This window comes from Niallia sp. NCCP-28, from assembly GCF_023168165.1.
Taxonomy (GTDB): Bacteria; Bacillota; Bacilli; order Bacillales; family Cytobacillaceae; genus Niallia.
Genome location: NZ_BQYJ01000014.1, coordinates 20074 through 44083, shown reverse-complemented (window position 1 = coordinate 44083; position 24010 = coordinate 20074). Strand labels below are relative to the sequence as shown.

Below are 24010 nucleotides of genomic sequence, written 5' to 3'. Positions count from 1 at the left end.
AATATGGAATAAACAATTGTTTATTTTAAAGTACTTAGCAAAGCATCAAGATCTAAAAATACTTTTTGAATATCTTGTTGGCCATCAATATCTTTTAGATAACCTTTTGTTCCATAGAAATCAAGTAATGGCTGAGATTGTTTAATATTAACCTCTAAACGATTATTAACAGTTTCTTCATTATCGTCAGCACGTTGATATAACTCGCCACCACAACGATCGCAAACATCAGATTGTGCTGGTGGGTTAAATACTAAATGATATGTTGCCCCACAGCTTTTGCAAATGCGGCGACCTGTCAATCTTTCCATTAAAATATCTTTATCTACTTGAACATTGATAACATAATCCAGTTTTTTTCCTAAATCAGACAAGATACCCTCTAAAGCATCAGCTTGTGGTACTGTACGTGGGAATCCATCAAGAAGAAAACCTCTCTCACAGTCTTCCTTACTAAGTCTTTCGCGAACAATACCAATTGTAACTTCATCTGGTACTAATTCACCTTTATCCATAAATGATTTTGCCTTTAGCCCAAGCTCTGTTTCATCTTTCATTGCAGCACGAAACATATCACCAGTTGAGATATGAGGGATGCCATATTTATCGACAATCTTCTCGGCTTGTGTACCTTTACCTGCGCCAGGGAGTCCCATTAAGACCAAATTCATGCGTATTCCCCCTAAAGTCTTTAACATATAATTCAAGGGACATATGTCCCCTAAATTACTCTATTTAATAAAACCTTTATAGTGACGCTTAACTAGTTGCGTCTCTAATTGCTTCATTGTTTCTAAAGCGACACCGACTACAATTAGTATACTCGTTCCACCAATTTGAGCAGATTGTGGTAAATCTGCTATCTTAATGAAGAAAACGGGTAAAATTGCAATAGCGGATAAGAAGAGTGCACCGACTAATGTTAAACGAGATAGAACACGTGTTAAATATTCTTGCGTATTTTTACCTGGTCTTATACCTGGAATATATCCACCTTGTTTATTTAAGTTCTCTGCCAATTGCTCTGGATTAACTTGAATAAACGCATAAAAATAGGTAAATGCAAAAATAAGTACTGTATATATAATCATTCCAATTGGATGAGTATAATCAAATACATTTTGAATCCATGTTGTTACATCATTTTGCTCAAAGAATGATGCAATTGTTCTTGGAGTTACAAGAAACGAAACTGCAAAGATAACAGGAATAACACCAGCAGAGTTTACCTTCAACGGCAGATGCGTTGATTGTCCACCAGCTGCGCTATTTCCATTAACCATTCTTTTAGCATACTGGATAGGTATTTTTCTAAGTGCTTGTTGTATAAATATAACTCCTACAACAATTGCAACAATTGCAATTAAAAGTAAAAGCATTGTTGCTATGCGCAAGAAAAGTTGATCACCAGGATTATCAAATTGCTGTGCATAAATTTGGTTAGCAATAGATGGAATTCCTGCTGCGATACCTGCAAAGATAATAATCGAGATGCCATTTCCTACACCCTTTGCCGTGATTAGTTCACCTAACCACATAAGAAAAGCAGTTCCAGCTGTTAGTACAACAGCTATAACTAAGTAAGAAGTTATACCTGATTTTGTTATCAATGCTCCACCTGCAAGGTTATTAAAGCCATAAGACATTCCAAAAGCTTGTATGAATCCTAAAACAATTGTAAAGTAGCGAGTAAACTGTGTTAATTTACGGCGACCAACCTCACCTTGTTTAGACCATTCTGTAAACTTTGGCACAACATCCATTTGTAATAAGCTTACAATAATAGATGCAGTAATATATGGCATAATTCCCATTGCAAGAATGGAAAAGTTCTGTAATGCACCGCCGCCAAAGGTATTTAAAATCCCAAAGGCACTGAATGCATCTTGTGACTGTAAGTAATCAGCATTAACGTATGGAACCGGTATAAAGGTTCCAATACGAAATATAATCAACATTAATAGGGTGAATATGATCTTACGTCTTATTTCACCCACGCGCATAAAATTGGAGATTGTCTGAAACATTAGATCACCTCAGTTTGACCGCCGGCAGCTTCAATAGCTTCCTTTGCAGCAGAGGAGAATTTATGTGCTTTGACTGTAAGCTTTTTCTCTACTTTGCCTCTTGCAAGAATTTTGATTCCCGCTTTTTCGTTACTAACGATTCCTGTTTCGATAAGAAGTTCTGGAGTAACTTCTGCTCCATCTTCAAAACGATTTAGAACGTCAAGGTTAACAACTGCATATTCTTTACGGTTGATGTTTGTAAAACCACGTTTTGGTAAACGACGGAATAAAGGAGTTTGACCACCTTCGAATCCTGGTCTTACACCTCCACCCGAACGTGCGTTTTGACCTTTATGACCTTTACCAGCAGTTTTACCATTACCTGAACCGATACCGCGTCCTTTGCGTTTACGTTCTTGACGAGACCCTTCTGCAGGTTTTAATTCATGAAGTTTCATATTGGCACCTCCTTATTGAAGAAGAATGAATTTTAGTTTCCTTTAACACTTACAAGATGAGAAACTTTATTGATCATGCCACGGATTGCAGCATTATCTTGTTGCTCAACTGTTTGGTTTACTTTACGTAACCCTAAAGCTTTAACTGTTTCGCGTTGGTCTTGCGGACGACCAATTACGCTTTTAGTGAGGGTAATTTCCAATTTGTTTGCCATTTAATTTCCCTCCTTATCCTAACAGTTCTTCCACTGATTTACCACGTAACTTAGCTACGTCTTCAGCACGTTTTAATTGTTTTAAACCGTCTAAAGTTGCACGAACCATGTTAATTGGTGTGTTAGAACCTAAAGATTTAGATAGAATATCAGCTACACCAGCTAATTCAAGTACAGCACGCACTGGACCACCAGCAATAACACCAGTACCTTCAGAAGCAGGTTTTAATAAAATTTCACCAGCACCAAAATGTCCGATTACTTGGTGTGGTATTGTAGTGCTAACCATAGGCACTTCAATTAGATTTTTCTTCGCATCTTCAACCGCTTTGCGAATTGCATCAGGTACTTCTTGTGCTTTACCAGTACCAAAACCAACGTTACCATTTTTGTCCCCAACTACTACTAGAGCAGAGAAACGAAAACGACGTCCACCTTTAACAACTTTCGCTACACGGTTAACTGTAACTACGCGTTCTTCTAGTTCAAGTTTGTTTGGATCAATACGACGCATCTTTTTATGTCCCTCCTTTATCTATTAAAATTCTAGGCCGTTCTCACGAGCAGCATCAGCTAAAGCTTTTACGCGACCATGGTATAAATACCCTCCGCGGTCAAAAACAACTGCTTTAACACCTTTTTCTACTGCACGTTTAGCTACTAATTCACCGATCTTAACAGCAGCATCTACGTTGCTAGCAGAATCTAAGTTCAGTTCTTTATCTAATGTAGAAGCGTTAGCAATTGTAACGCCGTTTACATCATCGATAAGCTGAGCGTAAATGTGTTTGTTTGAACGGAACACGTTTAAACGAGGACGAGCTTGAGTACCGCTAAGTTTAGAACGCACACGTGCATGTCTTTTTCTGCGGACTTGATTTTTATCAGCCTTTATAATCATTTAGGTCACTCCTTTCGTTTACCTATGCGGCATTACTTACCTGTTTTACCTTCTTTTCTACGTACAAATTCGCCTTCATAACGAATACCTTTACCTTTATAAGGTTCTGGTGGACGAACATCACGAATGTTAGCAGCAAGAGCACCAACACGTTCTTTGTTTGTACCTTTTACAACTATTTTAGTTGCTGATGGTACTTCGATTTCAAGACCAGTTTCTGGCTCGATTTCAACTGGGTGAGAGTAACCTACATTCAAAACAAGTTTAGTTCCTTGTTTTTGAGCACGATAACCAACCCCGATTAATTCAAGACCTCTTTCGAAACCTTTTGATACTCCCTCCACCATGTTTGCTAACAAAGCACGAGTTGTACCGTGTAGAGCACGATGCTCCTTTGCGTCAGATGGACGAGAAATATTAATCACGTTACCCTCTAATTCGATTGCAATATCTGAATTAAAAGTACGAGTTAATTCACCTTTAGAACCTTTAACCGTTACAGTACTTTTATCAATAGTAACTGTAACGTCTGCTGGTACTTCAATTGGTTTTTTACCTACGCGAGACATTTAGTTGCACCTCCATTCAATTAAAACTATATTACCAAACGTATGCTAAAACTTCTCCGCCAACTTGTTTAGCGCGAGCTTCTTTATCAGTAATTACTCCTTGAGAAGTAGAAACTAATGCAATACCAAGACCGTTTAATACACGTGGCACTTCTGTAGCTTTCGCATAAACACGAAGTCCAGGTTTACTAATACGTTTAAGTCCAGTAATTACACGCTCGTTGCTAGAACCGTATTTTAGGAAAATGCGGATAATTCCTTGTTTGTTATCTTCAATATATTCAACATCACGCACGAAACCTTCACGCTTTAAAATTTCAGCGATTTCTTTTTTCATGTTAGAAGCAGGTACTTCTAATTTCTCGTGACGAACCATATTCGCATTACGGATTCTTGTAAGCAAATCTGCAATTGGATCTGTCATAACCATTGTTTTAACCTCCTTCCCAAAATGGGGTTTTACCAGCTAGCTTTTTTCACACCAGGAATTTGTCCCTTATATGCTAATTCACGGAAACAAATACGGCAAAGCTTAAATTTACGGTACACAGAATGTGGACGTCCACAACGTTCGCAACGTGTATATTCTTGTACTTTGTATTTAGGCGTGCGTTTTTGTTTCGCAATCATTGACTTCTTAGCCACATCTTCGCCTCCCTCTAATTAGAGATTACTTTTGGAACGGCATTCCAAATTGAGTTAAAAGTTCACGAGCTTCTTCATCAGTATTTGCAGTTGTAACAATAACAATATCCATTCCTCTTACTTTGTTTACTTTATCATAATCAATTTCAGGGAAAATTAATTGTTCTTTTACACCTAAAGTGTAGTTACCACGACCATCAAACGATTTTTTAGATATACCACGGAAGTCACGTACACGTGGAAGAGATACAGATACTAATTTATCAAAAAATTCATACATGCGTTCTCCACGAAGTGTAACTTTTGCACCGATTGGCATTCCCTCACGTAGACGGAAACCTGCAATAGATTTTTTTGCTCGAGTAATTACTGGTTTTTGACCAGTTATTATTGATAATTCTTCAACAGCAACGTCTAGAGCTTTTGCATTTGCAACAGCATCACCAACACCCATGTTGATTACGATTTTTTCAAGTTTCGGAACTTGCATTACTGATTTATAATTGAACTTGCTCATAAGAGCAGGAGTAGTTTCTTTAACAAATTTTTCTTTTAGGCGGTTCATTCATTGTACCTCCCTTCTTCATTGAACTATTTATCTAGAATTTCACCGGATTTTTTCGCTACGCGTACTTTTTTACCATCAACCGTTTTTGTACCTACACGAGTAGGAGCACCAGTTTTAGGGTCGATAGGCATAACGTTGGATACATGAATAGCTGCTTCCTGGTCATTGATTCCACCTTGTGGATTCAATTGGGATGGCTTAGAGTGTTTTTTTACAATGTTGATTCCTTCAACAACCACACGGTTTTTCTTAGGAAACGCTGCAAGAACAACACCACTTTTGCCTTTATCCTTACCAGAGATGACCATTACTTTGTCACCTTTTTTTACATGCATCTTTTCGCACCTCCTTAAAGGCAATTAGATTTATATTATAGTACTTCTGGAGCTAATGATACAATTTTCATAAAGTTGTTATCGCGAAGTTCACGTGCAACTGGTCCAAAGATACGTGTTCCACGTGGACTTTTATCGTCACGGATAATTACACATGCGTTTTCATCGAAACGAATGTAAGTACCGTCTTTGCGACGAACACCACTTTTAGTTCTTACAACTACTGCTTTAACAACGTCACCTTTTTTAACAACGCCACCTGGTGTTGCTTGCTTTACAGTAACAACGATAATATCACCGATGTTTGCAGTTTTGCGGCCTGAACCACCAAGAACTTTAATTGTAAGTACTTCACGAGCACCAGAGTTGTCAGCAACTTTCAAACGTGATTCTTGTTGAATCATGTGTGTAACCTCCCTTCGGGATGAAGCTTATTTCCGAACAATTAGATAATAACTGCTTTTTCTACTACTTCTACAAGACGGAAACGTTTTGTAGCGGATAATGGACGAGTTTCCATAATACGGACTACATCGCCGATTTTTGCTGCGTTTTGCTCATCGTGAGCTTTATACTTCTTAGAGTATTTCACGCGCTTGCCGTATAATGAATGTTTTTTATATGTTTCAACAACAACAGTTATAGTCTTATCCATTTTGTCTGAAACAACACGTCCAGTATAGACCTTGCGTTGATTGCGTTCGCTCATTGTACGAACCTCCTCTCACGTTATCGATTGTTGACGCCGATTTCTCTTTCACGAATGACTGTTTTCATTCGAGCAATCGCTTTGCGTACTTCACGAATGCGAGCTGTATTTTCAAGTTGTCCAGTCGCTAATTGAAAGCGAAGGTTGAAAAGCTCTTCTTTTAAGGATTTAACTTTTTGTTCAATTTCTGCAGTGGTAAGGTCACGAATTTCATTAGCTTTCATTAGTTTCACCACCAATTTCTTCACGTTTTACAAACTTACATTTAACTGGAAGTTTGTGCGCTGCAAGACGAAGTGCCTCACGTGCGATCTCTTCAGATACACCAGCAACTTCAAACATTATTTTACCAGGCTTAACAACTGCTACCCAACCTTCTGGAGCACCCTTACCGGAACCCATGCGGACTTCAAGAGGCTTTGCAGTGTAAGGCTTATGTGGGAATATTTTAATCCAAACTTTACCGCCACGTTTCATATAACGAGTCATCGCAATACGAGCTGATTCAATTTGTCGGTTTGTAATCCAAGATGCTTCTAAAGATTGTAAACCATATTCACCGAAAGTAACTTCAGTACCGCCTTTTGCTTGACCGCGCATTTTTCCACGGTGTACACGACGATATTTCACACGTTTAGGTAGTAACATATTATTTGCCTCCTTCCACAGTTTTCTTCTTAGCTGGAAGGATCTCTCCACGATAGATCCATACTTTAACGCCTAATTTACCATAAGTAGTATCGGCTTCTGCAGCAGCATAATCGATATCTGCGCGTAAAGTATGAAGAGGAACTGTACCCTCACTGTAAGACTCTGAACGAGCGATATCTGCTCCGCCTAAGCGACCTGATACCATTGTTTTAATACCTTTAGCACCAACACGCATTGAACGTTGGATAGCTTGTTTTTGTGCACGACGGAATGAAACACGGTTTTCTAATTGACGAGCAATATTCTCAGCAACTAGTTTTGCATCCATATCCGCTTTTTTAATTTCAAGAATATTGATGTGTACACGTTTGCCAGTAAGTGAGTTTAAAGCTTTACGTAAAGCTTCTACTTCAGTACCACCTTTACCAATTACCATACCAGGTTTAGCAGTGTGGATTGTAACATTTAAACGATTAGCTGCACGTTCGATTTCTACTTTAGAAACAGATGCATCGTTTAAACGTTTAGTGATATACTCACGAACTTTAAGGTCTTCGTGTAAAAGATCAGCATAGTCTTTACCTGCGTACCATTTTGATTCCCAATCACGAATGATTCCGACACGCAAACCGACTGGATTTACTTTTTGACCCACTGATTATCCCTCCTTCTTTTCTGATACAACGATAGTGATGTGACTAGTACGTTTGTTGATTTGACTTGCACGTCCCATCGCACGAGGACGGAAACGTTTAAGTGTTGGTCCTTCATTTACGTATGCTTGTTCAACCACTAAGTTATTAATATCCATTTCGTAGTTATGCTCTGCGTTAGCGATAGCAGATTTTAATACTTTTTCTACGATTGGTGAAGCAGCCTTTGGAGTTAGCTTTAAAATTGATACTGCTTCGCCTACTTGCTTACCTCGAATTAAATCTACGACTAAACGAGCTTTACGAGGAGCAATACGAACTGTATTAGCAACAGCTTTTGCTTGCATTAGAATGCCCTCCTCTCATTAACGTCTTGTTTTCTTATCGTCACTTGCATGACCTTTATAAGTACGTGTTGGAGCAAATTCTCCAAGTTTGTGACCTACCATATCTTCAGTGACATAAACTGGTACATGTTTGCGACCATCATAAACAGCGATTGTTTGACCGATGAATTGTGGGAAGATTGTAGAACGGCGAGACCAAGTTTTGATAACCTGTCTTTTTTCCGTTTCGCTTAACTTCTCGATCTTTGATAATAAATGATCATCAACAAAAGGCCCTTTTTTTAAGCTACGACCCATGATTGAACCTCCCTTCGTGATTGTTCTACGGTTCTTACGATGAACCGTAGTTCAACCCCGTTATTTTTTACGGCTACGTACAATGAATTTATCTGATTTGTTTTTCTTGCTACGAGTTTTGTAGCCAAGAGTTGGTTTACCCCATGGAGACATTGGTGATTTACGTCCGATAGGTGAACGACCCTCACCACCACCATGTGGATGGTCATTAGGGTTCATTACAGAACCACGAACTGTTGGGCGTTTGCCTAACCAGCGAGAACGACCAGCTTTACCGATGTTGATAAGTTCATGTTGTTCATTACCCACTTGGCCAATAGAAGCGCGGCAAGTTGCAAGAATTAAACGAACTTCACCAGAGTTTAAACGTACAAGTACATATTTACCTTCTTTACCAAGTACCTGTGCAGATGTACCTGCAGAACGAACTAATTGTCCGCCTTTTCCTGGTTTTAACTCGATATTATGGATAACTGTACCTACTGGAATGTTTGCTAATGGAAGTGCATTACCTGGTTTAATATCAGCTTCAGGTCCTGACATAACTTCCAAGCCAACTTCTAGATTTTTTGGTGCAAGAATGTAGCGTTTTTCTCCGTCTACATAATTAATTAACGCGATGTTTGCAGATCTGTTTGGATCATACTCAATTGTAGCAACGCGTCCTGGAATGCCATCTTTATCACGTTTAAAATCGATAATACGATATTGACGTTTATGACCTCCACCTTGATGACGAACTGTCAACTTACCTTGGTTATTACGGCCACCTTTACGTGTTAAAGGAGCAAGCAATGATTTTTCTGGTGTACTTGTAGTGATTTCACTAAAGTCAGAAGAAGTCATGTTGCGTCGACCGTTGGAGGTAGGTTTATACTTCTTAATCGCCATATCTATTCCCTCCTCTTTTTTCTATATTTTATGCTTCAAAGAATTCGATTTCTTTGCTTTCAGCAGTTAATTTAACAATTGCTTTACGACGTTTGTTTGTGTATCCTCCGAAACGTCCTACACGTTTGAACTTACCTTTGTAGTTCATGATGTTAACTTTTTCAACTTTAACGCCAAAGATTTCTTCAACAGCATCTTTAACTTGAGTTTTATTCGCTCTTACATCAACTTCAAACGTATATTTTTTATCAGCCATTAAATCAGTAGAACGTTCAGTGATAACGGGGCGCTTAATCGTTTCGCGTGCATCCATTATGCAAGCACCTCCTCTACTTTTTCAACCGCTGCTTTCGTCATGATTAATTTATCATGATTTAAAACATCTAAAACTGTGATGCCAGAAGCAGTAACAACTGTTACACCTGGGATGTTACGAGCAGATAATGCTACGTTTTCATCTAAGTCACCAGTAACGATTAATGCTTTTTTCTCAACAGATAGATTTCCTAAGAATCCTTTGAAATCTTTTGTTTTAGGTGCTTCGAAAGCAAGGCTTTCAATTACTAAGATATTTTCTTCTAACACTTTAGAAGATAATGCAGATTTGATTGCTAATCTACGAACTTTTTTAGGAAGTTTGTAGCTATAGCTGCGAGGAACTGGTCCGAAAACTGTTCCACCACCACGCCATTGTGGAGATCTGATAGATCCTTGACGAGCACGTCCTGTACCTTTTTGGCGCCATGGTTTACGTCCACCACCAGCAACCTCAGAACGAATTTTAGTTTTATGAGTCCCTTGACGTAAAGAAGCTCTTTGCATAACAACTGCTTCAAATAAAACGTGGTTGTTAGGCTCGATACCGAAAACTGTTTCGTTTAATTCGATATCTCCAGCTTGAGTACCATCTTGGTTGAATAATGCAACTTTAGGCATTCTTATTTCCTCCTTTCTAGATTAATTACTTTGCTTTAACAGCAGTTTTAATTTTTAATAACGCCTTTTTAGATCCAGGAACATTCCCTTTAATTAATAGAAGGTTACGTTCTACATCTACTTTTACGATTTCTAAGTTTTGAACAGTAACTTGTTCTCCACCCATGCGTCCTGGTAATGCTTTACCTTTAAATACGCGGTTTGGTGCTACAGGTCCCATTGAACCTGGGCGACGATGATAACGGGATCCGTGAGCCATTGGTCCACGAGATTGTCCATGGCGTTTAATTGAACCTTGGAAACCTTTACCTTTAGAGATTCCTGTTACATCTACAATATCGCCTTCAGCGAATACATTTACTTTGACTTCTTGACCAACTTCATACTCATCTAAGCTTACTTCTCTCAATTCACGAACGAAGCGCTTAGGAGCAGTGTTTGCTTTTGCAACATGTCCTTTTTCAGGTTTGTTAGCCAACTTTTCACGTTTATCTTCAAAACCGATTTGAACAGCTTCATAACCGTCTGTTTCAACAGATTTCTTTTGAAGAACTACGTTTTGAGCAGCTTCAACTACTGTTACTGGAATTAAATTGCCGTTTTCAGCAAAAACTTGAGTCATACCTACTTTTCTTCCTAAGATTCCTTTGGTCATTTCAGTCACACCTCCTGATAATCTTAATATTTATTAAAAATTATAATTTAATTTCAATATCTACACCTGACGGTAAGTCTAAACGCATTAATGAATCAACTGTTTGTGGAGTTGGATTAACGATGTCGATTAGACGTTTATGCGTACGCATTTCAAATTGTTCACGAGAATCTTTATATTTATGAACTGCACGTAGGATAGTGTAAATTGATTTCTCTGTCGGTAATGGAATCGGACCAGAAACAGCTGCACCAGAACGTTTTGCAGTTTCAACAATTTTCTCAGCAGATTGATCAAGAATTCTATGATCATACGCTTTTAAACGGATACGAATCTTTTGTTTTGCCATTATTTTCCCTCCTTTTCGCCTATTTTAAAATAGACATTCTCCGCGGAAATTTCCCACACACTCGCCATGGCAAAGCGGCCGGGTGTGTCAGCAACCTTCCACATCATCGCAGTCAAAGACCAACATTGTCTATTATACATAAACATTATAAGAAAAGCAATACTTTTATTATTTTTCTTTTAAGTTGTTTTGTACACTCAAATTATTATACATACATTAGATGGAGATTACAAGTCGTTAAGTAATAATCAAAAAATTCACTTCAATCATTAACATTTCTATTTTAGAAATGTTAATTTGTTAATTACTTTTTTGACAATAGTCTATTAGCTTTTAAGAAATCACTCTTCTTATATTAAAGCTCTTTTATCATAACTACAACATCTCAAATACTGGTAAAAACAGATTGCGAAAAATTTATAATCTATTATAAGGTACTTATACCCTGCTTTATTTAAATCAGATAGACGGAGGCACCTAGTAGCCTCCGTACGGCGGTTCCATTTAACCCAGGCTGTGGGCAAACAACAAAAAAACAGGCCAATAATTGGCCTGTTTTTTTGTTAATCTTTAATTACTCAACGATTGTAGCAACTACTCCAGCGCCTACAGTACGTCCACCTTCACGGATAGAGAACTTTGTACCTTCTTCAATAGCGATTGAAGAAATAAGTTCTACGTCCATTTCGATGTTATCTCCAGGCATTACCATTTCAACGCCTTCTGGAAGGTTACAAATACCAGTTACATCAGTTGTACGGAAATAGAACTGAGGACGGTAGTTTGTGAAGAATGGAGTATGACGTCCACCTTCTTCTTTTGATAATACGTAAACTTCAGCTTTGAATTTTACGTGTGGAGTGATAGTACCTGGTTTAGCTAATACTTGTCCACGTTGGATATCTTCACGAGCAACCCCACGAAGAAGTGCACCAATGTTGTCACCAGCTTCAGCATAGTCAAGTAATTTACGGAACATTTCAACACCAGTTACAGTAGTTGATTTTTTCTCTTCAGCTAAACCGATGATGTCTATAACGTCACCAACTTTAACTTGTCCACGCTCAACGCGTCCTGTAGCAACTGTTCCACGTCCAGTGATTGAGAAAACATCCTCAACAGGCATCATGAAAGGTTTTTCAGTGTCACGTGCTGGAGTTGGGATATACTCATCTACTGCAGCCATAAGTTCAGTGATTTTTTCTTCCCATTCTGCTTCACCTTCTAAAGCTTTAAGAGCAGAACCTTTGATTACAGGAATATCGTCACCAGGGAACTCATATTCAGAAAGAAGATCACGAACTTCCATTTCTACTAATTCTAATAACTCTTCGTCGTCTACCATATCACATTTGTTTAAGAAAACAACTAAGTGAGGTACACCAACTTGGCGAGATAATAGGATGTGCTCACGAGTTTGTGGCATTGGACCGTCAGTTGCAGAAACAACTAGGATACCGCCGTCCATTTGAGCAGCACCAGTGATCATGTTTTTAACATAGTCAGCATGTCCTGGGCAGTCAACGTGTGCATAGTGACGAGTTGCAGTTTCATACTCAACGTGTGCAGTTGAGATAGTGATTCCACGCTCACGCTCTTCTGGAGCAGCGTCGATTTGATCATAACCGCGAGCTTCAGCTCCACCTGCTTTAGCAAGTACAGTTGTGATAGCAGCTGTTAAAGTAGTTTTACCATGGTCAACGTGACCAATTGTTCCAATATTTACGTGTGGCTTTGAACGATCGTATTTAGCTTTTGCCATTAGGAAAATCCTCCTTTTATTTGAAAAAATTAAGTATTTGGAGCTGTGATTATATATCACAGCTTTTAAGCTTACATAGTAAGTTATACTCGATTAAAAAGGTAAAATCAACAATTACCCTTTATTTTTTTTAATGATCTCTTCAGAGATTGATTTTGGTACTTCTTCGTAGTGATCAAACGTCATAGAGAATACTCCACGACCTTGAGTACTTGAACGTAAAGTAGTTGCATATCCAAACATTTCTGAAAGTGGAACCATTGCACGAACAACTTGAGCATTACCACGAGCTTCCATACCTTCTACACGCCCACGGCGAGAAGTGATGTTACCCATGATATCACCCATGTATTCTTCAGGAATGATAACTTCTACTTTCATAACAGGTTCAAGGATTACAGGACTACATTTTGAAGCAGCATTTTTTAGTGCCATAGAAGCAGCAATTTTAAACGCCATTTCAGATGAGTCAACATCATGGTATGATCCATCAAATAATTTAGCTTTGATGTCAACAAGAGGGTAACCAGCAAGTACTCCTCTGTTTAATGCATCTTCAAGTCCAGCTTGAACAGGAGCGATATATTCACGAGGAACAACCCCACCTACGATAGCATTTTCAAATTCAAAACCTTTACCTTCTTCGTTTGGTGCGAATTCAATCCAAACATGACCATATTGACCACGTCCACCAGATTGACGTGAGAACTTACCTTCTACTGATGCAGAAGAACGGAATGTTTCACGATAAGCAACCTGCGGTGCACCAACATTAGCCTCAACCTTAAATTCACGACGCATGCGGTCTACTAAAATGTCTAAGTGAAGCTCACCCATACCCGCAATAATTACTTGACCAGTTTCTTGGTTAGTATGTGCACGGAATGTTGGATCTTCCTCTTGTAATTTTTGAAGAGCAGTAGTCATTTTATCTTGGTCAGCTTTAGATTTAGGTTCAATAGATAACTCAATAACCGGCTCAGGGAATTCCATAGATTCTAGTATAACTAGATTTTTGTCATCACATAGAGTATCTCCAGTTGTAGTATCTTTTAATCCTACTGCAGCAGCTATATCCCCAGCATGTACTTCTGAAATCTCTTGACGGCTGTTAGCATGCATTTGCAGAATGCGTCCTACACGCTCACGCTTACCTTTTGTAGAGTTTTGTACATACGAGCCTGAGCTTAATGTACCAGAATATACACGGAAGAATGTTAGTTTACCAACGAATGGATCTGTCATTACTTTAAATGCAAGTGCTGCGAATGGTTCGTCATCACTAGATGGTCTTGTTATTTCTTCATCTGAATCAGGAACAGTACCTTTAATAGCTGGTACATCTAATGGAGATGGAAGATAATCGATAACTGCATCAAGCATTTTTTGTACACCTTTATTTTTGAAAGCAGATCCACAAATAACTGGATAGAATTCAACGTTAACTGTACCTTTACGGATAGCAGCTTTTAATTCATCAGTAGTGATTTCTTCACCACCAAGATATTTTTCCATTAAGTCTTCATCAAGTTCTGCTACTGCTTCTACCAATTTCTCGCGGTATTCGTCTGCAAGATCTTGATACTCTTCTGGAATTTCACGTTCTTGAATATCTGTTCCAAGGTCATTTCCGTAGAAAGTTGCTTTCATTTCAACTAAATCGATGATTCCTTCGAATTGATCTTCAGCACCGATAGGAAGTTGAATTGCATGAGCATTAGCTTGTAGACGGTCATGCAATGTACCTAATGAATAAAGGAAATCTGCTCCTATTTTATCCATTTTATTAACAAATACTACACGAGGTACACCATAAGTTGTTGCTTGACGCCAAACAGTTTCTGTTTGTGGTTCAACACCAGATTGCGCATCAAGTACAGCTACGGCACCATCAAGTACACGCAATGAACGTTCAACTTCAACAGTGAAGTCTACGTGTCCTGGAGTATCGATAATGTTTACACGGTTACCTTGCCATTGTGCAGTCGTTGCTGCTGATGTAATCGTAATACCACGTTCTTGCTCTTGCTCCATCCAGTCCATTTGTGATGCACCTTCATGAGTTTCACCAATTTTGTGGATACGACCAGTGTAATAAAGTACACGCTCAGTTGTAGTCGTTTTACCTGCATCAATATGCGCCATGATACCGATATTACGAGTGTTTTCCAAGGAGAACTCTCTAGCCATTTGGTATTTCTCCTTCCATAAGAAAGTATTTTTATTAGATAGTTAATCTTACCAACGGTAGTGAGCAAACGCTTTGTTCGCTTCAGCCATTTTATGAGTATCTTCACGTTTTTTCACAGATGCACCAGTATTGTTAGCTGCATCTAGGATTTCGTTAGCTAATCTTTCTTCCATTGTTTTTTCTCCACGAAGACGAGAATAGTTAACTAACCAACGTAGACCAAGTGTAGTACGTCTGTCTGGACGAACCTCCACTGGAACTTGATAGTTAGAACCACCAACACGGCGAGCTTTAACTTCAAGAACTGGCATAATGTTCTTTAATGCTTGATCGAAAACTTCGATAGCATCCTTTCCAGAACGTTCTGCAACGATTTCAAAAGCTGAATATAAGATAGCTTGAGATTTACCTCTCTTGCCATCGATCATCATTTTATTAATTAAACGAGAAACTAGTTTAGAATTATAAATTGGATCTGGTAAAACGTCTCTTTTTGCTACAGGACCTTTACGTGGCATTTGATTTCCTCCTTTCAATCATGCTGTTAATTGTTTTTTATTTTTTTGCTGCTTTTGGTCTTTTTGTACCATATTTTGAACGACCTTGCATACGGTTGTTAACACCAGCTGTATCAAGTGCACCACGAACAATGTGATAACGTACCCCTGGTAAGTCTTTTACACGTCCTCCACGGATTAGAACAACACTGTGCTCTTGCAAGTTATGTCCAATACCAGGAATGTATGCAGTAACCTCAATTCCGTTTGTCAAACGTACACGAGCATATTTACGCAACGCTGAGTTCGGTTTTTTTGGAGTCATTGTACCAACACGAGTACATACCCCACGTTTTTGAGGTGAAGATACGTCTGTTTGTGTTTTTTTGAAGCTGTTATAACCTTTGTTTAACGCAGGTGACTTCGACTTTTCTTTTTCAGAACGACGAGGCTTGCGTACTAATTGGTTAATTGTAGGCATTTCTTTTTCCTCCCTTCTTTTATGTTTAAAGCCCACACATCCAGGTGGTTCATATTAGGGCAAAAACAAAGTTTTCATGGTATATTCCACAAAAACAATTTAATTAATTATGGCAACAGCTACTGCGCCTACTTCTATTCCACATGATTGGCCAAGCTTCATCATGGATTCAACAAGTATAAAAGGTACATTAACTTCTTTAGCTGCTTCAATTACCTTTCCAATTATAACTGGATCTGCATCTTTTGCAACTATTATTTCCGTTACATTACCCGATTTTAACGCTTTGACTGTTTGCTTTGTTCCTACTACAAATTTATTAGCCTGTATTACTTTATCATAAGACATGTTATATCCTCCAAAGCAACAGGTGAATAGGAGCACCTTTGATATAGTAACATCTTACAGAATTAATGTCAAATACTTTCATAAAAACTTTTTTATATTTATGAATATCTCTTTAATCCAAAAGAGTGGATTAAAGAGATATTCATTATTTATTGTTATTCTACCGTTACTGATTCCTCTGACAATTCATCTGCTGTTATTGGTTCTGCATGACGATATCTTGGCATACCTGTTCCTGCTGGTACAAGTTTACCTATGATAACATTCTCTTTTAATCCTAACAATTCGTCACGTTTACCTTTAATCGCTGCATCAGTTAAAACTCTTGTTGTTTCTTGGAATGATGCTGCAGATAAGAATGAATCTGTTTCAAGAGAAGCTTTTGTAATACCTAACAATACAGGTCTTCCAGTTGCTGGTAATTTACCCACTTTTAATGCTTTGGCATTCGCATCAGTAAATTGGTGAATATCAAGTAAGGTACCTGGCAATACATCCGTCTCACCAGCATCTACTACACGAACTTTACGAAGCATTTGGCGAACCATAACTTCAACGTGCTTATCTCCAATTTCAACACCCTGCATACGATATACTTTTTGCACTTCACGAAGAAGGTATTCTTGAACCGCAGTTACATTCTTCACTTTGATCAATTCTTTAGGATCAATTGAACCTTCCGTTAACTCTTGCCCCTGTTCCACTACATCATCAATAGCAACCTTTAGGCGCGCTGTATATGGAGCTGTGTATGTTCTAGTTTCTAATTCCCCTTGAACAACAATTTCATGCTGGCGGTCTCTACCTTCGTTAATGCCTACTACAACCCCTGCCATTTCAGTGATAACCGCTTGCCCTTTTGGATTCCGAGCTTCGAAAATCTCCTGAATACGAGGTAAACCTTGTGTAATATCATCTCCGGCAACACCACCTGTATGGAAAGTACGCATTGTTAACTGTGTACCTGGTTCACCAATAGATTGAGCCGCAATAATTCCCACAGCTTCCCCTACTTCAACCTCTTGACCTGTTGCCAAGTTTCGACCATAACATTTTTTACATACTCCATGACGTGTATTACATGTGAATGCAGAACGAATCCACACTTCCTCAATATTAGCTTCCATTACTTCTACAGCAAGATCTTCCGTAATCAATCCATTTTCAGGAACAATTACTGCTTGAGTTTCCGGATGTCTAATTGGTCTTCTAGCATAACGGCCGATTAAACGCTCATCTAAAGGTTCAATAATTTCTGTTCCCTCTTTAAGAGCTGCAACTAATAAACCTCTGTCTGTTCCACAATCATCTTCACGAATAATAACATCTTGCGCCACATCTACAAGGCGACGAGTTAAGTAACCAGAGTCAGCTGTTTTAAGTGCTGTATCTGCAAGACCTTTACGGGCACCATGCGTAGAGATAAAGTACTCCAATACCGTTAATCCTTCACGGAAACTTGAAATGATTGGCAACTCGATAATTCTACCAGCCGGGTTGGCCATCAGACCACGCATACCAGCAAGCTGTGTAAAGTTAGATGCGTTACCACGAGCTCCCGAGTCACTCATCATAAAGATTGGATTTCGTTTATCAAGTGATTTCATCAATTTAGCTTGAATCACGTCTTTAGCAGCACTCCAGATAGAAATAACTCTATCATAACGCTCTTCTTCTGTAATTAATCCACGTCTAAATTGTTTTAAAACATTATCAACTTTCTTTTGTGCTTCATCGATAATTTCTTGTTTTTCACCTAATACTACGATATCCGCAACACCAACAGTGATACCGGCTTTTGTTGAATGTCTAAAACCTAGATCTTTCATTCTGTCTAGCATTTTGGATGTTTCGGTAATTTTAAATCGCTTAAATACCTCTGCAATAATGTTACCTAAAATTTTCTTTTTAAATGGATCAATTATCGGCATTTCTTTTATAGCTGCAGGTATATCTGTACCCTGTTCAACAAAGAATCGTTCTGGCGTTTTCTCTTCCAGATTAGCTTTTGTAGGTTCATTAATATATGGGAAAGATTCAGGCAAAATCTCATTGAAGATTAACTTACCTACTGTCGTAATCAGCAATTGTTTATTTTGCTCTTCTGTGAATGTTTCATTATTTAATGAACTAGCGCGAACAGCTACACGAGTGTGTAAATGAACATATCCATTTTGATATGCTAATATTGCCTCGCTGGTGTCATTAAATACCATCCCTTCACCAACAGCGTTTTCTCTTTCTAAAGTTAAGTAATAGTTACCTAGTACCATATCCTGCGAAGGTGTAACTACTGGTTTACCATCTTTAGGATTAAGGATATTTTGTGCTGCTAACATTAAAAGTCTTGCCTCAGCTTGCGCCTCAGAAGATAAAGGAACGTGAACAGCCATTTGGTCACCATCAAAATCGGCATTGTATGCTGTACATACTAATGGATGAAGGCGTATAGCACGGCCTTCTACTAATGTTGGTTCAAAAGCCTGAATTCCTAATCTATGAAGAGTAGGTGCACGGTTAAGCAATACTGGGTGCTCTCTAATAACTTCTTCTAACACATCCCATACTTCGGGTTGTACTCTTTCAATTTTACGTTTAGCTGATTTAATATTATGAGCTAAACCTTTTTCAACCAGCTCTTTCATTACGAAAGGTTTAAATAGCTCTAAAGCCATTTCTCTTGGTAGTCCACATTGATACATCTTTAAGTTTGGTCCTACTACAATTACAGAACGACCAGAGTAATCGACACGTTTGCCTAATAAGTTTTGACGGAAACGCCCTTGCTTACCTTTAAGCATATGAGATAATGATTTTAAAGGTCTGTTTCCTGGTCCTGTTACCGGACGGCCACGACGGCCATTATCAATCAATGCATCTACAGCTTCTTGAAGCATACGTTTTTCATTTTGCACAATAATGCTTGGTGCACCTAAATCTAATAATCTTTTTAAACGATTATTACGATTAATAACACGGCGATATAAATCATTCAAATCAGAGGTTGCAAAACGGCCCCCATCTAATTGAACCATTGGACGCAACTCTGGTGGAATAACCGGAAGTACATCTAAAATCATCCAAGAAGGTTCATTGCCTGATCCACGAAACGCTTCTAATACTTCTAATCGTTTGATTGCACGAGTACGTCTTTGTCCTTGTGCTGTCTTTAATTCTTCTTTTAACGCTTCCACATCTTTATTTAGGTCAATATCTGACAATAATTTTTTAATAGCTTCTGCTCCCATAGAAGCTTGGAATTTAGAGCCATATTTATCTCGATACGCTCTATATTCCTTTTCAGATAGAAGTTGTTTCTTTTCTAATGCAGTATCACCAGAGTCAGTAACAACATACGAAGCAAAATAAATAACTTCTTCTAATGCACGTGGAGACATGTCTAGAACAAGACCCATACGGCTAGGAATCCCTTTAAAATACCATATATGTGATACAGGTGCTGCTAGTTCAATATGTCCCATACGTTCACGTCGAACTTTTGCACGAGTTACTTCAACTCCGCAGCGATCACAGACAACACCTTTATAGCGAACACGTTTATATTTTCCACAATGACATTCCCAGTCTTTTGTAGGACCGAAAATACGCTCACAAAACAGGCCGTCTTTTTCCGGTTTTAATGTCCGATAGTTAATAGTTTCTGGTTTTTTTACTTCACCGTATGACCATGAACGAATCTTGTCTGGTGAAGCAAGACCGATTTTCATAAATTCAAAATTGTTTACATCCAACAAGGGTCCTACCTCCCTTTTGATCTTGAGGCATTCCAAAAATTGCCACATAATAAAAAACTAAGTATATACTTTAATGAAGGCTGACCCTTTTCTTTAGTGTCAGCCTTCATCTAAATGCTTAAAATTACTCTTGTATGCCCACTTTTTCTGATTCAGGCTCTTGTGTATCAGGTACTATAGTAAGAGATTCAGCCTGTTGTATATCATCATCATCTGTATCTCTCATTTCAATTTCTTCTTCAGTGCTTGAAAGGATTTTAACATCCAGACCTAAACTTTGAAGTTCCTTCATTAATACACGGAAAGATTCTGGCACTCCAGGTTCTGGAACATTTTCCCCTTTAACAATTGCTTCATATGTTTTCACGCGACCAACTACATCGTCCGATTTAACAGTTAGAATTTCTTGTAAAGTATATGCTGCCCCGTAAGCTTCAAGTGCCCAAACTTCCATCTCTCCAAAACGTTGTCCGCCAAACTGTGCTTTACCGCCTAGTGGCTGCTGCGTTACAAGTGAGTAAGGCCCTGTAGAACGAGCATGAAGTTTATCATCAACCATGTGAGCAAGTTTGATCATGTACATAACTCCAACAGAAACGCGGTTATCAAATGGTTCTCCAGAACGTCCATCATATAAAACAGTCTTAGCATCTTGAGCCATTCCAGCTTCGCGAATTGTTTCCCAAACATCTTCTTCCCTAGCTCCATCGAATACTGGTGAAGCAACATGGATATTCAGGCTTCTTGCAGCCATTCCAAGATGTAGTTCAAGTACCTGTCCGATGTTCATACGTGAAGGTACCCCTAAAGGATTTAACATGATATCTACTGGTGTTCCATCAGGAAGGTATGGCATATCTTCTTCTGGCAATATACGAGAGATAACCCCTTTATTACCATGGCGCCCCGCCATCTTATCTCCTTCATGGATTTTACGCTTTTGAACAATATATACACGAACAAGCTGGTTAACACCTGGTGGTAGCTCATCACCATCTTCACGATTAAACACTTTTACATCATGAACAATTCCACCGCCGCCATGTGGAACACGCAAACTAGTGTCACGCACTTCACGAGCTTTTTCACCAAATATAGCATGAAGCAGACGCTCTTCAGCTGTTAGTTCTGTTACTCCTTTTGGAGTTACTTTCCCAACTAGAAGGTCTCCATCTTTTACTTCTGCACCAATTCGGATAATTCCACGATCGTCAAGATTGCGTAGTGCATCTTCCCCGACATTTGGTATATCACGAGTTATTTCTTCTGGTCCAAGCTTTGTATCGCGAGACTCTGATTCGTATTCTTCTATATGAATAGATGTATATACATCATCTTTAACAAGACGTTCACTCATGATAATAGCATCTTCATAGTTATAGCCGTCCCATGTCATAAATGCAACAAGAACGTTTCTACCTAGTGCCAACTCTCCTAATTCCATAGAAGGGCCATCCGCTAAAATCTCGCCTTTTTTTACTCTATTTCCAACTGCCACAATTGGGCGTTGGTTATAGCAAGTTCCTTGGTTGGAACGAATAAATTTAAGCATTTTATATTTATCTAGATTGCCTTTTACTTCTTGGCCATCTATAACTTTAATTCTTCTAACCAAAACTTCACGTGCTTCAACATGTTCAACAATACCATCATGTTTGCAGATAACGGCAGCACCAGAGTCTTTACCTGAAACATATTCCATTCCAGTCCCTACTCTTGGAGATTCCGGCTGCATTAAAGGCACTGCTTGACGCTGCATGTTTGCACCCATTAGCGCACGGTTGGAGTCATCATTTTCTAAGAAAGGAATACATGCTGTCGCGGCAGATACAACCTGCTTAGGCGATACATCCATATAATCAACGCGATCACGGCGTACTACTGTATTTTCCCCTCTAAAACGAGCAACAACTTCCTCATCTAAAAATGCACCATCGTCTCCTAAGCGTACATTCGCTTGTGCTACAACGTAGTTATCTTCTTCATCTGCTGTCAAGTAGTCAATACGACTTGAAACTAATCCAGTCTCCGGATCAACTCGGCGATACGGAGTTTCAATAAATCCAAAACGATTTACTTTAGCAAAAGAAGAAAGTGAGTTGATTAGACCAATATTTGGTCCCTCAGGCGTTTCGATTGGACACATACGACCGTAGTGAGAATAGTGAACGTCACGCACTTCCATCCCAGCACGTTCTCTTGTTAATCCTCCAGGCCCTAAAGCTGATAAACGACGCTTATGCGTTAACTCAGCAAGAGGATTGGTTTGATCCATAAACTGTGATAATTGAGAACTACCAAAGAATTCTTTGATGGATGCAATAACCGGACGTATATTAATAAGTTGTTGCGGTGTAATCGTGTTAGTATCTTGAATAGACATTCTTTCACGAACTACACGTTCCATTCTTGATAAACCAATTCTAAATTGGTTTTGCAACAGTTCGCCTACAGAACGTAAACGTCTGTTCCCTAAATGGTCGATATCATCTGTTAAACCAACACCATGCAGAAGGTTAAAGAAATAACTAATAGACGCGATAATATCTGCTGGAGAAATATTTTTCACTTCTTCTTCTACATACGCATTGCTAATAACATTAATTTCTTTATCTCCTTCATCAAGAGGAGAATAAATTTTTACAGATTGAACAATAACATCATCTTCTAATACACCGCCATATGGGCTAAGCGTTTTAAAACCAATGTTATTTTCTAAGTTTGGTATAATGCGATCCAATGCACGGCGATCTAAAAGCGTACCTTTTTCTGCTATTATTTCTCCTGTTTCTGCATCAACAAGTGTCTCTGCTAAACGTTGACCAAACAATCTATTTTTTATATGAAGTTTTTTATTGATTTTATAGCGTCCTACATTTGCAAGATCATATCTTTTAGGATCAAAAAATCTTGAAACTAATAAACTCTTAGCATTTTCAACTGTAGGCGGCTCACCTGGGCGCAAACGTTCGTATATTTCTAGCAACGCTTTTTCTGTACCTTCGGTGTTATCTTTTTCTAATGTATTGCGCAAGTATTCGTTGTCTCCGATTAATTCAAGAATCTCTTGATCTGAGCCAAATCCTAATGCGCGTAAAAGAACCGTTACTGGAAGTTTACGTGTACGGTCAATACGTACATAAACAACATCTTTTGCATCGGTTTCATATTCTAGCCAAGCGCCACGGTTTGGAATTACAGTTGCTGTAAACCCTTTTTTACCGTTCTTGTCTAACTTACCATTGTAATATACACTCGGAGATCTTACTAATTGAGAAACGATAACACGTTCAGCCCCATTAATAACGAAAGTACCTGTTTCAGTCATAAGTGGGAAATCACCCATGAATACATCTTGGTCCTTTACTTCTCCTGTTTCTTTATTTACAAGACGAACTTTCACACGCAAAGGTGCAGAATATGTAACATCTCGCTCTTTTGATTCTTCTACTGAATATTTTGGATCACCTAAGCTGTAGTCAATAAACTCAAGCGATAAGTTGCCAGTAAAGTCCTCAATTGGTGAAATATCTTGGAACATTTCACGTAATCCCTCATCTAAAAACCATTGATAGGAAGAGGTTTGGATTTCTATTAGATTTGGTAATTCTAAAACTTCACTGATTCGTGCATAGCTTCTTCGCTGGCGGTGTCGTCCATACTGAACAAGTTGACCTGTCAACTGATTCACCCCTCAAATCAAACGTTATAGTACATCTATTATCATCTTATAAAAACTTTTACCGCGTTATTTATAAGACAAAAAGAAAAAGGGTTTTCAAATCAAA

Annotated in this window: 30 protein-coding genes; all 30 read right to left on the bottom strand. The window is 38.5% G+C overall.

The window, feature by feature from the left end:
• Positions 1–20 precede the first annotated feature (20 nt).
• Positions 21–671 (bottom strand): adenylate kinase, encoded by a 651-nt coding sequence (locus NCCP28_RS21600; RefSeq protein WP_248563278.1) that lies wholly within the window; start codon positions 669–671, stop codon positions 21–23.
• A gap of 60 nt (positions 672–731) precedes the next feature.
• A complete protein-coding gene (secY, locus tag NCCP28_RS21595; protein ID WP_248563277.1) occupies positions 732–2027 on the bottom strand; it encodes a preprotein translocase subunit SecY in 1296 nt (431 codons plus the stop codon).
• Positions 2027–2467, bottom strand: a complete 441-nt coding sequence (rplO, locus tag NCCP28_RS21590; protein ID WP_101176329.1) for a 50S ribosomal protein L15 — start codon at positions 2465–2467, stop codon at positions 2027–2029. Before rplO ends, secY begins: the two co-directional genes overlap by 1 nt.
• 32 nt (positions 2468–2499) lie before the next feature.
• On the bottom strand, positions 2500–2682 hold the full coding sequence (gene rpmD, locus NCCP28_RS21585; RefSeq protein ID WP_248563276.1) for a 50S ribosomal protein L30: 183 nt from the start codon (positions 2680–2682) through the stop codon (positions 2500–2502).
• Between the two features lie 13 nt (positions 2683–2695).
• A complete protein-coding gene (rpsE, locus tag NCCP28_RS21580) occupies positions 2696–3196 on the bottom strand; it encodes a 30S ribosomal protein S5 (RefSeq protein WP_101176327.1) in 501 nt (166 codons plus the stop codon).
• A gap of 24 nt (positions 3197–3220) precedes the next feature.
• Positions 3221–3583, bottom strand: coding sequence for a 50S ribosomal protein L18 (gene rplR, locus NCCP28_RS21575; RefSeq protein ID WP_248563275.1), 363 nt, complete (start codon positions 3581–3583; stop codon positions 3221–3223).
• A gap of 32 nt (positions 3584–3615) precedes the next feature.
• Positions 3616–4152: a 50S ribosomal protein L6 gene (gene rplF / locus NCCP28_RS21570; RefSeq protein WP_248563274.1), complete on the bottom strand. Its 537-nt coding sequence runs from the start codon at positions 4150–4152 to the stop codon at positions 3616–3618.
• Between the two features lie 31 nt (positions 4153–4183).
• Entirely contained in the window at positions 4184–4582 is a 399-nt protein-coding gene (gene rpsH, locus NCCP28_RS21565; RefSeq protein WP_101176324.1) for a 30S ribosomal protein S8, read from the bottom strand.
• A gap of 29 nt (positions 4583–4611) precedes the next feature.
• Entirely contained in the window at positions 4612–4797 is a 186-nt protein-coding gene (gene rpsN / locus NCCP28_RS21560) for a 30S ribosomal protein S14 (RefSeq protein ID WP_009499044.1), read from the bottom strand.
• Between the two features lie 25 nt (positions 4798–4822).
• Positions 4823–5362: a 50S ribosomal protein L5 gene (rplE, locus tag NCCP28_RS21555; protein ID WP_101176323.1), complete on the bottom strand. Its 540-nt coding sequence runs from the start codon at positions 5360–5362 to the stop codon at positions 4823–4825.
• Positions 5363–5388: 26 nt separating this feature from the next.
• Positions 5389–5700: a 50S ribosomal protein L24 gene (rplX, locus tag NCCP28_RS21550; protein WP_248563273.1), complete on the bottom strand. Its 312-nt coding sequence runs from the start codon at positions 5698–5700 to the stop codon at positions 5389–5391.
• 35 nt (positions 5701–5735) lie between these two features.
• Positions 5736–6104 (bottom strand): 50S ribosomal protein L14, encoded by a 369-nt coding sequence (gene rplN / locus NCCP28_RS21545; protein ID WP_248563272.1) that lies wholly within the window; start codon positions 6102–6104, stop codon positions 5736–5738.
• Positions 6105–6145: 41 nt separating this feature from the next.
• Entirely contained in the window at positions 6146–6409 is a 264-nt protein-coding gene (gene rpsQ, locus NCCP28_RS21540) for a 30S ribosomal protein S17 (RefSeq protein ID WP_248563271.1), read from the bottom strand.
• Positions 6410–6429: 20 nt separating this feature from the next.
• Complete coding sequence (rpmC, locus tag NCCP28_RS21535) at positions 6430–6633, bottom strand: 50S ribosomal protein L29 (protein ID WP_003351417.1); 204 nt, start codon at positions 6631–6633, stop codon at positions 6430–6432.
• Positions 6623–7057 carry a 50S ribosomal protein L16 gene (rplP, locus tag NCCP28_RS21530; protein WP_101176319.1) on the bottom strand — a complete coding sequence of 145 codons (435 nt, stop codon included), beginning with the start codon at positions 7055–7057 and terminating at the stop codon, positions 6623–6625. Before rplP ends, rpmC begins: the two co-directional genes overlap by 11 nt.
• A 1-nt stretch (position 7058) precedes the next feature.
• Positions 7059–7715 carry a 30S ribosomal protein S3 gene (gene rpsC, locus NCCP28_RS21525; RefSeq protein ID WP_101176318.1) on the bottom strand — a complete coding sequence of 219 codons (657 nt, stop codon included), beginning with the start codon at positions 7713–7715 and terminating at the stop codon, positions 7059–7061.
• A gap of 3 nt (positions 7716–7718) precedes the next feature.
• Positions 7719–8060: a 50S ribosomal protein L22 gene (gene rplV, locus NCCP28_RS21520; RefSeq protein ID WP_233318686.1), complete on the bottom strand. Its 342-nt coding sequence runs from the start codon at positions 8058–8060 to the stop codon at positions 7719–7721.
• Between the two features lie 18 nt (positions 8061–8078).
• The gene (gene rpsS / locus NCCP28_RS21515; RefSeq protein ID WP_248563270.1) at positions 8079–8357 is read right to left on the bottom strand and encodes a 30S ribosomal protein S19; all 279 of its coding nucleotides are present in this window, start codon (positions 8355–8357) and stop codon (positions 8079–8081) included.
• 60 nt (positions 8358–8417) lie between these two features.
• Positions 8418–9248: a 50S ribosomal protein L2 gene (gene rplB / locus NCCP28_RS21510; RefSeq protein WP_101176315.1), complete on the bottom strand. Its 831-nt coding sequence runs from the start codon at positions 9246–9248 to the stop codon at positions 8418–8420.
• A 28-nt stretch (positions 9249–9276) separates the two neighbouring features.
• The gene (rplW, locus tag NCCP28_RS21505; RefSeq protein WP_101176314.1) at positions 9277–9561 is read right to left on the bottom strand and encodes a 50S ribosomal protein L23; all 285 of its coding nucleotides are present in this window, start codon (positions 9559–9561) and stop codon (positions 9277–9279) included.
• Positions 9561–10184: a 50S ribosomal protein L4 gene (rplD, locus tag NCCP28_RS21500; RefSeq protein WP_248563269.1), complete on the bottom strand. Its 624-nt coding sequence runs from the start codon at positions 10182–10184 to the stop codon at positions 9561–9563. Before rplD ends, rplW begins: the two co-directional genes overlap by 1 nt.
• 25 nt (positions 10185–10209) lie before the next feature.
• On the bottom strand, positions 10210–10839 hold the full coding sequence (gene rplC, locus NCCP28_RS21495) for a 50S ribosomal protein L3 (RefSeq protein ID WP_248563268.1): 630 nt from the start codon (positions 10837–10839) through the stop codon (positions 10210–10212).
• Between the two features lie 40 nt (positions 10840–10879).
• Positions 10880–11188 (bottom strand): 30S ribosomal protein S10, encoded by a 309-nt coding sequence (gene rpsJ, locus NCCP28_RS21490; RefSeq protein ID WP_009336571.1) that lies wholly within the window; start codon positions 11186–11188, stop codon positions 10880–10882.
• A gap of 574 nt (positions 11189–11762) precedes the next feature.
• The gene (gene tuf, locus NCCP28_RS21485; protein ID WP_248563267.1) at positions 11763–12950 is read right to left on the bottom strand and encodes an elongation factor Tu; all 1188 of its coding nucleotides are present in this window, start codon (positions 12948–12950) and stop codon (positions 11763–11765) included.
• 114 nt (positions 12951–13064) lie between these two features.
• Positions 13065–15140 carry an elongation factor G gene (gene fusA, locus NCCP28_RS21480; RefSeq protein WP_248563266.1) on the bottom strand — a complete coding sequence of 692 codons (2076 nt, stop codon included), beginning with the start codon at positions 15138–15140 and terminating at the stop codon, positions 13065–13067.
• Positions 15141–15188: 48 nt separating this feature from the next.
• On the bottom strand, positions 15189–15659 hold the full coding sequence (rpsG, locus tag NCCP28_RS21475; protein WP_248563265.1) for a 30S ribosomal protein S7: 471 nt from the start codon (positions 15657–15659) through the stop codon (positions 15189–15191).
• Positions 15660–15696: 37 nt separating this feature from the next.
• Complete coding sequence (gene rpsL / locus NCCP28_RS21470) at positions 15697–16119, bottom strand: 30S ribosomal protein S12 (protein WP_101176308.1); 423 nt, start codon at positions 16117–16119, stop codon at positions 15697–15699.
• Between the two features lie 99 nt (positions 16120–16218).
• Complete coding sequence (locus tag NCCP28_RS21465; protein ID WP_248563264.1) at positions 16219–16467, bottom strand: 50S ribosomal protein L7ae-like protein; 249 nt, start codon at positions 16465–16467, stop codon at positions 16219–16221.
• 155 nt (positions 16468–16622) lie between these two features.
• The gene (rpoC, locus tag NCCP28_RS21460) at positions 16623–20222 is read right to left on the bottom strand and encodes a DNA-directed RNA polymerase subunit beta' (protein ID WP_248563263.1); all 3600 of its coding nucleotides are present in this window, start codon (positions 20220–20222) and stop codon (positions 16623–16625) included.
• A gap of 124 nt (positions 20223–20346) precedes the next feature.
• The gene (gene rpoB, locus NCCP28_RS21455) at positions 20347–23904 is read right to left on the bottom strand and encodes a DNA-directed RNA polymerase subunit beta (protein WP_248563262.1); all 3558 of its coding nucleotides are present in this window, start codon (positions 23902–23904) and stop codon (positions 20347–20349) included.
• Positions 23905–24010: the final 106 nt, after the last annotated feature.

Bases quoted from the DNA above. Each gene is read 5' to 3' on its own strand.
- rpsH (WP_101176324.1), bottom strand. From the start codon at position 4,582: ATGGTTATGACAGATCCAATTGCAGATTTGCTTACAAGAATCCGTAAT.
- fusA (WP_248563266.1), bottom strand. From the start codon at position 15,140: ATGGCTAGAGAGTTCTCCTTGGAAAACACTCGTAATATCGGTATCATG.
- rplD (WP_248563269.1), bottom strand. From the start codon at position 10,184: ATGCCTAAAGTTGCATTATTCAACCAAGATGGTACTCAAGCTGGAGAT.
- rplW (WP_101176314.1), bottom strand. From the start codon at position 9,561: ATGGATGCACGCGAAACGATTAAGCGCCCCGTTATCACTGAACGTTCT.
- NCCP28_RS21465 (WP_248563264.1), bottom strand. From the start codon at position 16,467: ATGTCTTATGATAAAGTAATACAGGCTAATAAATTTGTAGTAGGAACA.
- rpsS (WP_248563270.1), bottom strand. From the start codon at position 8,357: ATGGGTCGTAGCTTAAAAAAAGGGCCTTTTGTTGATGATCATTTATTA.
- tuf (WP_248563267.1), bottom strand. From the start codon at position 12,950: ATGGCAAAAGCTAAATACGATCGTTCAAAGCCACACGTAAATATTGGA.
- rpsE (WP_101176327.1), bottom strand. From the start codon at position 3,196: ATGCGTCGTATTGATCCAAACAAACTTGAACTAGAAGAACGCGTAGTT.
- rpsQ (WP_248563271.1), bottom strand. From the start codon at position 6,409: ATGAGCGAACGCAATCAACGCAAGGTCTATACTGGACGTGTTGTTTCA.
- rplF (WP_248563274.1), bottom strand. From the start codon at position 4,152: ATGTCTCGCGTAGGTAAAAAACCAATTGAAGTACCAGCAGACGTTACA.
- rplN (WP_248563272.1), bottom strand. From the start codon at position 6,104: ATGATTCAACAAGAATCACGTTTGAAAGTTGCTGACAACTCTGGTGCT.
- rpmD (WP_248563276.1), bottom strand. From the start codon at position 2,682: ATGGCAAACAAATTGGAAATTACCCTCACTAAAAGCGTAATTGGTCGT.
- rplV (WP_233318686.1), bottom strand. From the start codon at position 8,060: ATGCAAGCAAAAGCTGTTGCTAATACAGTTCGTATTGCTCCTCGTAAA.
- rplO (WP_101176329.1), bottom strand. From the start codon at position 2,467: ATGAAACTTCATGAATTAAAACCTGCAGAAGGGTCTCGTCAAGAACGT.
- secY (WP_248563277.1), bottom strand. From the start codon at position 2,027: ATGTTTCAGACAATCTCCAATTTTATGCGCGTGGGTGAAATAAGACGT.
- rplR (WP_248563275.1), bottom strand. From the start codon at position 3,583: ATGATTATAAAGGCTGATAAAAATCAAGTCCGCAGAAAAAGACATGCA.
- rplP (WP_101176319.1), bottom strand. From the start codon at position 7,057: ATGTTACTACCTAAACGTGTGAAATATCGTCGTGTACACCGTGGAAAA.
- rpmC (WP_003351417.1), bottom strand. From the start codon at position 6,633: ATGAAAGCTAATGAAATTCGTGACCTTACCACTGCAGAAATTGAACAA.
- rplB (WP_101176315.1), bottom strand. From the start codon at position 9,248: ATGGCGATTAAGAAGTATAAACCTACCTCCAACGGTCGACGCAACATG.
- rpsL (WP_101176308.1), bottom strand. From the start codon at position 16,119: ATGCCTACAATTAACCAATTAGTACGCAAGCCTCGTCGTTCTGAAAAA.
- NCCP28_RS21600 (WP_248563278.1), bottom strand. From the start codon at position 671: ATGAATTTGGTCTTAATGGGACTCCCTGGCGCAGGTAAAGGTACACAA.
- rplX (WP_248563273.1), bottom strand. From the start codon at position 5,700: ATGCATGTAAAAAAAGGTGACAAAGTAATGGTCATCTCTGGTAAGGAT.
- rplC (WP_248563268.1), bottom strand. From the start codon at position 10,839: ATGACCAAAGGAATCTTAGGAAGAAAAGTAGGTATGACTCAAGTTTTT.
- rplE (WP_101176323.1), bottom strand. From the start codon at position 5,362: ATGAACCGCCTAAAAGAAAAATTTGTTAAAGAAACTACTCCTGCTCTT.
- rpsG (WP_248563265.1), bottom strand. From the start codon at position 15,659: ATGCCACGTAAAGGTCCTGTAGCAAAAAGAGACGTTTTACCAGATCCA.
- rpsJ (WP_009336571.1), bottom strand. From the start codon at position 11,188: ATGGCAAAACAAAAGATTCGTATCCGTTTAAAAGCGTATGATCATAGA.